The organism is Maricaulis sp. (genome assembly GCF_048270265.1).
In the GTDB taxonomy this organism is placed as follows: Bacteria; Pseudomonadota; Alphaproteobacteria; order Caulobacterales; family Maricaulaceae; genus Maricaulis.
Map to the genome: position 1 here is coordinate 232182 of NZ_JBLWTD010000001.1, position 12334 is coordinate 244515.

At 63.8% G+C, this 12334-nt stretch carries 10 protein-coding genes; 8 read left to right on the top strand and 2 right to left on the bottom strand.

Features of this window, described 5'->3' with window-relative positions:
* Positions 1 to 50: 50 nt before the first annotated feature.
* The gene (locus ACN0YF_RS01130) at positions 51 to 3551 is read left to right on the top strand and encodes an AsmA-like C-terminal region-containing protein (RefSeq protein ID WP_417493003.1); all 3501 of its coding nucleotides are present in this window, start codon (positions 51 to 53) and stop codon (positions 3549 to 3551) included.
* Here the strand turns inward: ACN0YF_RS01130 and tyrS are convergent.
* A complete protein-coding gene (gene tyrS / locus ACN0YF_RS01135) occupies positions 3548 to 4801 on the bottom strand; it encodes a tyrosine--tRNA ligase (protein WP_417493004.1) in 1254 nt (417 codons plus the stop codon). The genes ACN0YF_RS01130 and tyrS overlap by 4 nt on opposite strands.
* Positions 4802 to 4864: 63 nt before the next feature.
* On the opposite strand from tyrS, the gene ACN0YF_RS01140 reads away from it, so the two are divergent.
* Positions 4865 to 5974 (top strand): anhydro-N-acetylmuramic acid kinase, encoded by a 1110-nt coding sequence (locus ACN0YF_RS01140; protein ID WP_417481448.1) that lies wholly within the window; start codon positions 4865 to 4867, stop codon positions 5972 to 5974.
* A gap of 71 nt (positions 5975 to 6045) precedes the next feature.
* Here the strand turns inward: ACN0YF_RS01140 and ACN0YF_RS01145 are convergent, their stop codons facing one another.
* Entirely contained in the window at positions 6046 to 6729 is a 684-nt protein-coding gene (locus ACN0YF_RS01145; protein WP_417481447.1) for an alpha/beta hydrolase, read from the bottom strand.
* 208 nt (positions 6730 to 6937) lie between these two features.
* On the opposite strand from ACN0YF_RS01145, the gene ACN0YF_RS01150 reads away from it, so the two are divergent.
* The 6 genes from ACN0YF_RS01150 (at position 6938) to sufC (ending at position 12332) form a co-directional block, all read left to right on the top strand.
* Complete coding sequence (locus tag ACN0YF_RS01150) at positions 6938 to 7420, top strand: Rrf2 family transcriptional regulator (RefSeq protein WP_417481446.1); 483 nt, start codon at positions 6938 to 6940, stop codon at positions 7418 to 7420.
* A gap of 4 nt (positions 7421 to 7424) precedes the next feature.
* Positions 7425 to 8576 carry a cysteine desulfurase family protein gene (locus tag ACN0YF_RS01155; RefSeq protein ID WP_417493005.1) on the top strand — a complete coding sequence of 384 codons (1152 nt, stop codon included), beginning with the start codon at positions 7425 to 7427 and terminating at the stop codon, positions 8574 to 8576.
* A 14-nt stretch (positions 8577 to 8590) separates the two neighbouring features.
* A complete protein-coding gene (sufB, locus tag ACN0YF_RS01160; RefSeq protein ID WP_417493006.1) occupies positions 8591 to 10066 on the top strand; it encodes a Fe-S cluster assembly protein SufB in 1476 nt (491 codons plus the stop codon).
* Entirely contained in the window at positions 10063 to 10779 is a 717-nt protein-coding gene (locus ACN0YF_RS01165) for a hypothetical protein (RefSeq protein ID WP_417493007.1), read from the top strand. The genes sufB and ACN0YF_RS01165 overlap by 4 nt, the downstream gene beginning before the upstream one ends.
* A 44-nt stretch (positions 10780 to 10823) precedes the next feature.
* A complete protein-coding gene (locus ACN0YF_RS01170) occupies positions 10824 to 11501 on the top strand; it encodes a hypothetical protein (RefSeq protein WP_417493008.1) in 678 nt (225 codons plus the stop codon).
* Positions 11502 to 11567: 66 nt separating this feature from the next.
* Positions 11568 to 12332 carry a Fe-S cluster assembly ATPase SufC gene (gene sufC, locus ACN0YF_RS01175; RefSeq protein ID WP_417493009.1) on the top strand — a complete coding sequence of 255 codons (765 nt, stop codon included), beginning with the start codon at positions 11568 to 11570 and terminating at the stop codon, positions 12330 to 12332.
* Positions 12333 to 12334 lie beyond the last annotated feature (2 nt).

Genomic DNA, 12334 nt, shown 5'->3' on the forward strand with positions numbered 1-12334 from the left:
CGCCTCTTGCCGTCGGCGTCCAGTCGCGTCGCTGCGCGGGGCATGGGCTGATGCTGCGCACTTCGCTCCGCCTGGGCGTGATCTATACCCTGGAGGCTGTCGCAGTCCTGCTGGCACTGGCGATTTTCGCGGTCGGTGCGCTGCTTGTCCGGCTGTCAAACGGGCCGATCGAACTGGATTTCCTGCGTGCTGATGCCCAGCGAATGCTGGCCCAGGCCTTTGAAGGCGAACTGGTAGCACTCGGCACGCTCGAAGCCCGTTTCGATCCCGAGACCCATGCCCTGGTCATTCAGGCGCGCGATGTCACCGTCGCTGAAAGCCATGGTGAGGTGATCGCGCGGGCGCCGCGGCTCGAGGCGGGTTTTGCGGTTGAAAGCCTGCTGCTCGGCCGAATCGAACCGGTCACGGTGAGCCTCTCGGGTGGTTCCATTTCGATCGTGCGCCGCGCCGACGGAGCGGTCGGGGTCGGGCTTGGCAGTGTCGAGCGCGTGTCGGCGACTGCGCGCCTGCCCGCCCGCGGCGGCGATGACAGCGCCTCACTGTTTCAATTGTTGCAGAACCCGACCGGGTCGGACGGCATTCTCGGCAGGCTGCGTCATGTCGATATCGAGAACGCCTCCGTGCGCATTGTCGATGATCTGACGGGAATCGCCTGGCTGGTGGATGAGGCAAGCGTCATGCTCGACCGGGATGACGATCGCATCCTCGCCGAGCTGGCCGGTCAGCTGGCGACGCCGTCCGGCTTCGCACCCATGGAGGTGAGGATACAGGCCGGGGCCGCGCTCAATACCCTGCTGCTCGAAGCGCGGGTGTCCGAATTGTCTCCCGCCGCGGTCGCGCCGGGCATCGGACCGCTCTCGGTGCTGCGGGTCCTTGATGCACCGATCAGTCTTGATCTCCTGCTCAACGCCACGCGCGAGGCGGGGATACGCGGCGCCTCGATCAATCTGGATATCGGGCCCGGACAGGTGCTGCTCGACGGAGACACCACGGCCTTCAATGCCGGGACGATGCGTCTGAATTTCGATCCCGATGCCGGTGAACTCACCCTGTCGGAAGCGCGCGTCGACAGCGAGGCCTTCACCGCCGAGCTCAGCGGCCGCATGTTTGAACTCTCCGACTATGCCGGCGCGCTGCCGATGCGCTGGCGCTACCAGCTGACCGCCGGGCCGGGCCATATCGATCTCGGTGGCATGTTCGAACGCCCGCCGGTCTGGACCGGGCTGGAGCTGGCCGGGGCCGTTGATTTCAACGAGGCGCGCATTGATCTGGAACAGCTTGATGTCGATCTCGGCCCGATCCAGGCCAGCCTGGCCGGAGAAACCTCGCTTTCCGAGGTCGAGGATGGGCGCTGGCTGCCCAATCTGCGCCTGAGCGGGCCGATCAGTGGTGATGTCCAGCCGGAAACCGTGCTGGCCTATTGGCCGGTCCTTCTGGCCGATTCAGCGCGGGTCTGGATCCGCGAGAGTATTCTGGGCGGGCGCTATTTCAACGCCCGGCTCGATCTCGATATCGACGCCGAGTCGGTGGCGGCCGGCGCGCTGGCCGATGACCGCCTGACCCTCGGCTTTGATTTTGAGGATGCGGTGGTGCGCTATGTGCCGGAAATGACGGTGCTGGATCACGGCAACGGCCATGCAGTGCTGCGCGGCAATGCCTTCGAGGTAGCCATGAGCAGCGGCCGTATCGGTGCCATCGAGGTGTCGCAGGGCGTGGTTGACATCCCGCGGCTCAACCCGAAGGGCGCGCTCGCGCGGTTCGCCGGGGTGGCGCGGGGCAGTGCGCGCGACATCCTGGCGCTGATCGATGAGCCGCCCCTGTTCCTGACCTCGAGTTTTGGCGTCTCCTCCGACATTGTCGATGGCCGCGCCATGGTGGAATTCGAGTTTGAGCGCCCGATGCTCGACGATGTCGACCCGGACGATATTCCGTTCACGATCGACGGCACGATCGAGAATGCATCCGCCTCTGTGCCGGGTACGGGCTGGGCCTTCACCGAGGGGCAGGTTGAGCTGCATGCCGATCCGGGCGGATTGACCGCCCGGAGTGACGGCGTGGTGCTGGAAACGCCAATCCATTTTGTCTGGCATGAAAACTTCCGGGCCGAGCCGGGCGATCTGGCGACCACTTTCGAGCTGACGGCTGATGTCGGGACACGAACCTTCGACCAGCTCGGCATCCCGGCGCGGCGTTATCTGGATGGCGCCATTCACTTGCAGGCGCGGGCGGTCGGCGAGGGTATGGGGGTCAGTGAGATCCGGGTCGATGCGGATCTGTCGGATGCCAGTCTGGACGCTCCGGGCGGCGTGTGGGCCAAGCCGGCCGGCGAGGCGGGGCAGGCGGGCTTTACCCTGCGCCTGGACGAAACCGGCAGTTTCTACCTCGAGGATTTTCAGGCGCAAGCGGCGGGGCTCTCGCTCGCTGCGACGGCTGAGTTCTCGTCGACGGGCCGGCTGGTGCGTGCCGATATCGGGCAATTGCAGATCGAGGAGCTGGTCGACCTGGCTGGGAGTCTCACCGGACCGCTGGAAGCGGGCGGCGCCTTTGGTGCCCGTTTCACCGGGCGATATCTGGATATTCGCGAGCTGCGACCGCATCTGCGTGAATTCGGCGGGGGCGAGGGCGAGATGATGCCGCTCTCTGCATCACTGGATGTGGGGCGGTTGATCGTCTCGGATCGAAACCAGCTCGATGATTTCAGCCTGATCTGGCGCAGCGAAGCTGCCGGGATCCGGGCCTTTTCGCTCGCCGGGACATCTCCGGACGGACCTTTCCAGGCCAGCTTCGGCGCCGAAGAAGACGGCGGCGTGCGTGAATTGCGGCTCGAGGCCCAGTCGGCCGGGCGGCTGGCCGCCCTGGTCGGCGGCGAGGGCTATGCGCGCGGCGGGCAGGTCTCGGTTCTTGGCGAAGCGCCGCCGCTGGGCACGGAAGGCCCGTTGACGGCGCGAGTGGAAATTCGCGACCTGACGCTGGTACAGGTGCCGATTCTGGCCCGCATTCTCGCGGCCGGCTCCTTCGAGGGGCTGTCGGCCCTGCTCAATGGCGAAGGTATCGAGTTCGATACCATCGGTGCCAGCGTGATGTTCGAGGATGATCTGCTGACAATCGGCGAGGCGAGCGCCCGCGGCAGCGCGCTGGGCGTGACGGCCAGCGGGACAGTGGACTTTGCCGGTCAACGCGCCGCAATCGACGGCAATCTGGCCCCGTCCTACGTGCTCAATTCATTCCTCGGTGAGTTGCCGGTGATCGGCGACATGCTGGTTTCCCGGCCGGGCGAGGGGATTATCGGGATTGTCTATTCCGTCGAGGGGCCGTTCGACAGCCTCACCGTGTTTGCAAATCCGCTCTCGGCACTGGCTCCGGGTTTCCTGCGTCGCATTTTCGAGGGCAGTGCCGCCGACCGGGCGGCCCGCGACCGCGCCGAGGCGCGGGACGAGGCAACGCCCAGGGAATTGCCCGAGATCCTGCCCGAGGATATCCTGCGCGACCTGCCGGCGCCTGAGGGCAAGCCCGATGAGCCCGCCCCCGAGACCCTGCCGGAGCCGGATTAGGCGGCGACGGGCTTGGCCAGGGCGTGGCGTTTCTTGCCGATCGACAGCTTGATCGCGCCGTCCTGAACCATGTCGGCACTGGCCATCATCATCGGGTCGGTAATGGTCTCGCCATTGAGTTTGGCGGCTCCGGCCTTGATATGCCGGCGCACTTCGCCATTCGACGCGGCCAGGCCGCATTCGACGAAGAGCTGGACCAGGGAAACCCCGCCGCTCTCCAGACCCGCGAACTCGACAGTCGGCAGTCCGGCACCGGCGCCGCCTTCAGCGAAGGTCTGTTTCGCGGTCTGTTCGGCTTCGCGGGCCGCGTCAGCGCCATGCAGCAGCGTGGTCGCCTCATTGGCGAGGCGGATTTTCGCCGTGTTGATGTCGGCGCCTTCAAGCGCTTCCAGCGCCGCGATCTCGGCCATCGGAACATCGGTGAACAGCCGCAGGAAACGGCCGACATCGGCATCCTCGGTATTGCGCCAGAACTGCCAGTATTCATACGGGCTGAGCTGGTCGGCATTGAGCCAGACGGCGCCCTCGGCGGTCTTGCCCATCTTGGCACCCGATGCCGTGGTGATCAGCGGCGTGGTGAAGCCGAAGACTTCCGCCTGGTCGACGCGGCGGCACAGCTCGACGCCATTGACGATATTGCCCCACTGGTCGCCGCCGCCCAGCTGGAGCGTGCAGCCATGGCGGCGCAACAGCTCCAGGAAATCGACCGCCTGCAACAGCATGTAGTTGAATTCCAGGAAGGTCAGCGGCTGTTCACGCTCCAGCCGCAGCTTGACGGAATCGAAGGTCAGCATGCGGTTGATCGTGAAATGCGGTCCGAACAGGCGCAGGAATTCGATATAGCCGTATTGCGACAGCCATTCGTCATTATCGACCACGATGGCGTCGGTCGGGCCGTCGCCGATCTTCACCAGCGCATCGAAGGCGGTCAGGATCGAGGTCTTGTTGGCCTGGATCTGCTCATGGGTCAGCATGGAGCGGGTCTTGTCCTTGCCCGACGGGTCGCCGATCTTGGTCGTGCCGCCGCCCATCAGGATGATCGGCTTGTGCCCGGCCTGCTGCATCCGCCGCAGCATCATGATCTGCACCAGCGAGCCGACATGCAGGCTCGCGCCGGTCGCGTCGAAACCGATATAACCGGTCACAATCCCCGCTTTCGCCGCCTCATCAAGGCCGTCGAGATTGGTGGACTGGAAGTGGTAGCCGCGCTCGACCAGCGTGTTGACCAGATCGGATTTGTATTCGCTCATGACGTCTCTCCTGCTACATGGGCTTCTAGGTCGACTAGCCACGCGAGAAAAGAGGGCCCGCGCATGAAATACGTGATCGGATTGATGAGCGGCACATCGCTGGACGGCGTCGATGCGGCCCTGATCCGGACCGACGGCGAGCGGATCTCCGAATTTGGCGCGGGTGAGACGCGTGAATACACCGCGACTGAACGGGCGGTGCTGCAGGCCGCTGTCGATGCCGCGCTGGCCTGGAATTTCGAGGGCGAGGCCCCGGATTTTGCCGCCGCCGAAGCGGTGCTCACAGCTAGTCATGGTGAACTGGTCGAGGCGCTGATGGCCGAGGCGGGGCTGGGTTCGGGCGAGATCAGCCTGGTCGGATTTCACGGCCAGACGGTTTTGCACCGCGCGCCGTCGGGACGGCGCAAGGGCCGCACCCTGCAGATCGGTGACGGGCCGGCGCTGGCCGAGCGGCTGGGTATTGATGTCGTGTATGATTTCCGCAGTGCCGATGTTGTAGAGGGCGGGCAGGGGGCACCGCTTGCCCCGCTCTATCATGCGGCCCTGGTGGATCAGGGCGGGCTGGAACTGCCGCTCGCCGTGGTCAATCTCGGCGGCGTGGCCAATGTCACCTGGCTTGCGCCGGACAGCGACCCGATCGCTTTTGATACCGGCCCGGCCAATGGTCTGATCGATGCCTGGTGTCAGCAGCGGCGCGGTGTCAGCCATGATTTCAATGGCGAGCTGGCGGCGCAGGGAAGAATTGATCCCGCCGCCCTGAAACAATTGATGAAACACCCCTTCTTCGCCAAGGCCCCGCCGAAATCCCTCGACCGTTGGGACTTCTCGCTCGATCCGGTCCGGCATCTTGGCGATGCCGATGGCGCAGCGACGCTGACAGCCTTTACGGCACGGACAGTGGCGGCGGCGATCGATCAGCTTGGCCAGCCCGGACGCATTCTGGCGACCGGCGGCGGGCGCCACAATCCGGTCCTGATGCGCATGATGGGCGAGGCGATGGGGGTGCGACCCGAGGCCGTCGAGGCAGTGGGCTGGCGTGGTGACCTGCTGGAGGCGGAAGCTTTCGCCTGGCTTGCGGCCCGCACGGCCGCCGGACTGCCGACCAGTATCCCGTCGACAACCGGTGTCTCACGGCCCGTCAGCGGTGGCCGTCTCGCGCATCCCGCCGCTTGATTGCCGACGTGAAAGCGCCGCCAGCTTGAAAGCCGGCGGCGTCTTCATCTCGGTCCTGCGGCGCTTGCGTATCAGCGCTTGCCGGTGATCTGGCGTTCGGAGCGTTCTTTCTCGACCAGTGGAATGCGATCATCGAGATAGGTGTTGATCCGGCGTTCCAGCTCGGGGAGGTGTTCGGTGAACAGGTGATTGGCGTCGGGGATGATATCGCGCTGGATCTCGATACCCTTTTGCACACGCACCTTGGACATCACGCGCTCGACATCCTCGGCCGGCACGATCTTGTCGGCGCCGCCATGGACGATGATGCCGGAAGCCGGGCAGGGCGCGAGGAAGGTGAAGTCATACATATTGGTTGGCGGGGCGACGGAGACGAAGCCGGCGATTTCCGGACGGCGCATCAGGAGCTGCATACCGACCCAGGCGCCAAAGGAATGGCCAGCAACCCAGCAATAGCGTGCGGTGGCGTTATAGCCCTGCACCCAGTCGAGCACGGTGGCGGCATCGGAGAGCTCGCCAAGTCCCTGATCATAGCTGCCCTGGCTGCGGCCGACGCCGCGGAAATTGAAACGCAGGGTCGCGAAATTCCGCTTGCGGAATGAATCATACATCATCTCGACGAGCGGGTTTTCCATATGTCCGCCGCCAAGCGGATGGGCATGGAGAATCAGCGCGACAGGTGCTGTCGGGTCTTCGCTCGGGCTGTAACGCCCTTCAAGCCGGCCGGCCGGGCCGGGAATGATTACGTCAGGCATTCAGTCTCGCCTTCCTGGGTGGTACCAATGATTTCGTGCAGCCATGCGGCAAATCGCGCCTTGTAACGGCGCGGGACCGAGGCCATATACTTGACTAACCTACTCGGATATTGGACTCGCATGCTCAATCACGATCGCGCGCCCTTCCGAAGGGGCGGGTCTTAGCATGATCGGGATGCGAGATGCGAGTGTTTAAGGAGGCAAACGCATGAAGCTGAGCACCAAGGGACGTTATGCCGTCATGGCGATGGCCGACCTTGCCGCTGCGAGCGGCGGCGGTCCGGTAACGCTGGCGGAAATTGCCTCGCGCCAGTCGATCTCATTATCCTATCTGGAACAATTGTTTGCCAAGCTGCGCCGGGCCGATGTCGTCACCAGTGTGCGCGGACCGGGCGGTGGCTATCGCCTTAGCCGCCAGGCGGACGAGATCCGCATTTCCGATATCATCACCGCCGTTGACGAACCGCTGCGCGCGACGCGCTGTTCCAATGCCAAGGGCTGTCTGGCCGATGGCCGCCGCTGCGTCACCCATGATCTCTGGGACGAGTTGAGTCGGCATATCTTCCTCTTTCTCAGCTCGGTGACCCTTGAAGACGTCACCCAGCGCCGCGTCCAGGGTTCGGCCAGCGGTGCCAGCGGGCGGCTCGATCGCGCGGTCGGCCTGTTGATGAATCACGAGGCGGCCGAATAGCGTCATGCGGGTCTATCTCGATCATAATGCGAGCACGGCGATCCGGCCGGAGGTGGTCGCGGCGATGGCGGACGCCATGAGCCGGACTGCCAATCCCTCTTCGGTGCACCGCGACGGCCAGCAGGCCGCGCGCGCCGTCGAGGATGTGCGCCGCCTTGTCGGGCGCTTGCTGTGCGCGCGGGCCGAGGATGTGATCTTCACCTCCGGAGGCACCGAAGCGACCAATCTGGCGATCCATTCCGCGATCGACGCCGGGGAGGCCGGCTGTCTGATAGTCTCGGCGCTCGAGCATGAGGCAATTGCCGCAACGGCGCGTGCCTCCGGCCTGCCGGTCGAGACCCTTCCGGTGACGCGCGACGGCATTGCCGATCTGGCCTGGCTGGAAGCGCGCCTCGCCAATTGGAATTCCGAGCAGGACGGGCGCCCGGTTTTGGCCCTGATGCTGGCCAATAACGAGATCGGCACAATCCAGCCGGTCGCGGCGGCCGCAAGACTGATCCATGAACATGACGGGCTGATGATCGTCGACGCCATACAGGCTGCCGGCAAGATTCCGGTCGATTTTGCGGCCCTTGGCGCTGATTACATGGCGATTTCGGCCCACAAATTCGGTGGCCCGCAGGGCAGCGGTGCCCTGATTGCGGCCTGCAATGCCCCGCTCTCGCGCCATCATCATGGTGGCGGCCAGGAAAAGGGCCGTCGAGGCGGGACGTTGAATGTTGCCGGCATTGCCGGTCTCGGTCAGGCGCTGGAACTGGCGGTCGCGGATCTGGACAATTTCGCCAGCCTGGCAAAATGGCGTGATGCCCTCGCGGCACGACTCAAGACGGCGGCGCCGGAGATTGAAATTCTCGGCGAGGGCGCCCCGCGCCTGCCCAATACGCTCTCCATCTCCCATCCGTCCTGGAAGGGCGAGACGCAGGTCATGGCGATGGATCTGGCGAATATCTCGATCAGCGCCGGTTCGGCCTGTTCTTCCGGCAAGGCGCGTGGCTCCAAGGCGGGCCTGGCGCTTGGCCTCGACACAGGCCCGGCCGAGGGCCTGGTCCGGATCAGCTTCGGCTGGACCTCCCGTGAATCCGACATCGATGTGTTCGCGCGCGCCTGGACGGCTGCGCACGCCCGCATCGCCCCGAAACTCCCAGTGAACGCCTGAGGGCGGTAGGTAAAATGGCAGCGATCAAACAGACCATCGATGATGTCCGCGAGCTGGAATCCGGCAAGTACAAGTATGGCTTCACGACTGATGTCGAACAGGACATCGCGCCGAAGGGGCTGAACACCGACATCATCCGCTATATCTCCGCCACCAAGGACGAGCCGCAATGGATGCTCGACTGGCGTCTGGCCGCCTATGAGCGCTTCCAGGAGATGGAAAATCCGGAATGGGCCAATGTCCATTATCCCGAGATCGACTACCAGAATATCCGCTATTATGCCGGCGCCAAGGCGGGCGTGAAGTACGACTCGATTGATGACGTGCCCGAGGAAATCCTCGCCGATTTCGCCAAGCTGGGCATTCCCCTGCGCGAGCAGGAAGTCCTGCTCGGGGTCAAGGGATCGGAAAACAAGGTCGCCGTTGATGCCGTGTTCGACAGCGTCTCCGTCGTCACGACCTTCAAGGCGGAGCTGGCCAAGGCCGGCGTCATCTTCTGCCCGATCTCCGAAGCCCTGCGCGATCATCCCGAGCTGGTGAAGAAATATCTCGGCTCGGTGGTTCCGGCTTCCGACAATTTCTTCGCGACCCTCAATTCGGCCGTCTTCTCCGACGGCTCCTTTGTCTATGTACCGCCCGGCGTGCGCTGCCCGATGGAGCTCTCGACCTATTTCCGCATGAATGCCGAAGGCACGGGCCAGTTCGAGCGCACTTTGATCATCGCTGACAAGGGCTCTTACGTCTCCTATCTGGAGGGCTGTACGGCACCGATGCGCGACGAGAACCAGCTCCACGCCGCCGTGGTTGAGCTGATCGCGCTCGACGATGCCGAGATCAAATACTCCACCGTGCAGAACTGGTGGCCCGGCGATGCTGACGGCAAGGGCGGGGTCTATAACTTCGTCACCAAGCGTGGCGATTGCCGTGGCAAGAATGCCAAGATCTCCTGGACCCAGGTCGAGACCGGCTCGGCCATCACCTGGAAATATCCGTCCTGCATCCTGCGCGGCGAGAATTCGCGCGGCGAGTTCTATTCCATCGCCGTCACCAATGGGCATCAGCAGGCCGATACCGGCACCAAGATGATCCATCTCGGCAAGGGCTCGACCAGCCGCATCATTTCCAAGGGTATTTCCGCGGGCAAGTCTGACCAGACTTATCGCGGTCTGGTCTCGGTGCATGCCAAGGCCGAGGGCGCCCGAAATTTCACCCAGTGTGACAGCCTGTTGATCGGCGATACCTGCGGCGCCCACACCGTGCCCTATATCGAGTGCAAGACGCCGAAAGCCATTCTCGAGCACGAGGCGACGACAACGCGCCTGTCCGAGGACCAGCTCTTCTACGCCCGCCAGCGCGGCCTCTCCGAGGAGCAGGCGACCGCGCTTCTGGTCAATGGTTTCGTTCGCGACGTATTGCAGCAATTGCCAATGGAATTTGCCGTCGAGGCACAGAAGCTTCTCGCGGTCAGCCTTGAGGGGAGTGTGGGATGAGCGGACTCGACAAGCTGACACTGGTTTGCGCTGTGGCGCTGGCACTGGGCGCTTGCGATGCGGCGACCGACAGCACGGCACTGGCCACCGGTGGTGAGGTTGCTCCGGAAGCGGAAGTCTCCGAGCGTGGCGGCGATGCCTGGTGCGATGAATTCGAGGCCGGCGAGGGCTCGTCGACCGATTGCGCCCTGCGTGTCGATGATCAGCGCTTTGTCTATCTCGACTATCTCACCGATGAGGATGGCTATGCCTCGCAAATGGTGTTGAGCCAGCACAGTTTTGCCGGCGCCACGCTGGCGACCTCCGGGCCGATCGATGTCGAGCCGGTTTATGGCGTTGCGGCGCTGCGCGATCTGGACGGCGACGGCACGGCCGAACTGGTGATCCCGCTCTTCGCCGGCAATGTGAACACGGTTTATGCGGTCTGGCGCCAGGATGCGGCCGGGCTGTTTGCGCCGGTTGGTGAAGTCTCCACCTATGGCATTGACAGCCTGGAGCTGCGCGACGGCCTGATCATCGCGCCTTCGCGCGGCAGTGCCGTGACCTATTACGAGACCGCCTCGCGCTTCGGTGCGGACGGGATCGAGACCGTCTATGAGCTGGAAATGAACTATGACAGCCGCACCTGCCGGCTGGCCGATGAGAGCGGGCTGGCTGCTGCAGGCCTCGACGCCGCCGCGCTGATCTCGGCTTGCGAAGCGCGCGATTGGTGAAACTGATGTCCGCCGCCAACACCAAAGCCCCCAGGGAGGGGAAAATGAGCCTGAAGAACCGCATAATGCTGGCGCTTGCGAGCTGTGTCCTGATCGGCGGCGCGGGGTGTACCCAGGATTTCGACCAGCCGGATTTTGTCCACGACGAGGGCCAGCCCTGGTGTGACGAGCTGGAGGCGGGCACGGGCTCGACCGATTGCGCCCTGCTGCTCGGCGAGGATCACCTCCTGTTTTTCGAGTATGCACCGGCGGCCCGCGGCACACGCCTGATGGTCAATCTCAACACGCTCGAAGGCCAGGAAGTCCAGAGCTTCGGTCCGATCATCATTGACGGAGCCATGGCCAGCCCGGCCCTGCGCGACATCAATGCTGATGAGCGCGAAGAGCTCTTCATCCCGATGATGACCGGCAATGTGAACACACTCTATTCGCTCTGGCAGCAGGATGATGAAGGCCTGTTTCACCGCGCTGGCGAAGTGTCGGGCTTTGATGTCGACGGGTTTGAGTTGCGGGGTGGTCTGATGATTACCCATTCGCGCGGCGATGCGGCGACCGCCTACGAGACTGCCAGCCGTCTGACCGTCGACGGGCTCGGAACCGTCTATGAGATGCTGATCGACTATGCCGCACGGGATTGCCGCCTGCTCGACCAGAGCGGTCTCGCAGCGATGCAGATGTCGGCAGCGGCGGTGATCGCGGCCTGCGAAAGCCGGGACTGGTGAGATTGTACACGAATTGAATTTTGGCGAATTCCGCCATGCGACACTGATGATTGCAAGAGAGTAACAATGCTTAAAATCAATAACCTGCACTGCAAAGTTGAAGCTCAGGATGGGGTGGAGAAATTCATTCTCAACGGCATCACGCTCGAGGTTCCGGCCGGCGAAGTGCATGCGATCATGGGGCCGAACGGATCCGGCAAGTCGACGCTCTCTTATGCCGTCACCGGCCGCGATGGCTATGAGGTCACCGAGGGCTCTATTCTGTTCAATGGCGAGGAGATCGGCGAAATGGCGCCGGAGGAACGCGCCGCGCGCGGGCTGTATCTCTCTTTCCAATATCCGGTTGAAATCCCCGGCGTGCCGACGCTGATCTTCCTGAAGGAAGCGCTCAATGCCCAGCGCGTTGCGCGCGGCGAGGCCGAGATTTCGGCACCGGACTTCATGAAGCTGGCGCGGGAGAAGGCGAAACAGCTTTCCATCTCGATGGACATGCTCAAACGCCCGGTCAATGTCGGCTTTTCCGGTGGCGAGAAGAAGCGGCTGGAAATTCTCCAGGCGCTAATCCTCGAGCCGAAATTCCTCATCCTCGACGAGACCGATAGCGGCCTCGATATCGATGCCCTCAAGGTCGTCGCCGACGGCGTCAACACGCTGCGCTCGCCGGAGCGGGGCATGCTGGTCATCACCCACTATCAGCGCCTGCTCGACTATATCAAACCCGATGTCGTCCACATCCTGGCCGCGGGCCGCATCGTCAAGTCCGGTGGCCCCGAACTCGCGCACGAGCTCGAAGCCGAAGGCTATGACAAATATATCGGCGAGGCGGCCTGACC

Excerpts from the sequence above, each read along its gene's own strand:
- ACN0YF_RS01140 (WP_417481448.1), top strand. The coding sequence starts at position 4,865 with ATGAAATACGTGATCGGATTGATGAGCGGCACATCGCTGGACGGCGTC.
- ACN0YF_RS01170 (WP_417493008.1), top strand. The coding sequence starts at position 10,824 with ATGAGCCTGAAGAACCGCATAATGCTGGCGCTTGCGAGCTGTGTCCTG.
- tyrS (WP_417493004.1), bottom strand. The coding sequence starts at position 4,801 with ATGAGCGAATACAAATCCGATCTGGTCAACACGCTGGTCGAGCGCGGC.
- ACN0YF_RS01150 (WP_417481446.1), top strand. The coding sequence starts at position 6,938 with ATGAAGCTGAGCACCAAGGGACGTTATGCCGTCATGGCGATGGCCGAC.
- sufB (WP_417493006.1), top strand. The coding sequence starts at position 8,591 with ATGGCAGCGATCAAACAGACCATCGATGATGTCCGCGAGCTGGAATCC.
- sufC (WP_417493009.1), top strand. The coding sequence starts at position 11,568 with ATGCTTAAAATCAATAACCTGCACTGCAAAGTTGAAGCTCAGGATGGG.
- ACN0YF_RS01130 (WP_417493003.1), top strand. The coding sequence starts at position 51 with ATGCTGCGCACTTCGCTCCGCCTGGGCGTGATCTATACCCTGGAGGCT.
- ACN0YF_RS01145 (WP_417481447.1), bottom strand. The coding sequence starts at position 6,729 with ATGCCTGACGTAATCATTCCCGGCCCGGCCGGCCGGCTTGAAGGGCGT.
- ACN0YF_RS01155 (WP_417493005.1), top strand. The coding sequence starts at position 7,425 with ATGCGGGTCTATCTCGATCATAATGCGAGCACGGCGATCCGGCCGGAG.
- ACN0YF_RS01165 (WP_417493007.1), top strand. The coding sequence starts at position 10,063 with ATGAGCGGACTCGACAAGCTGACACTGGTTTGCGCTGTGGCGCTGGCA.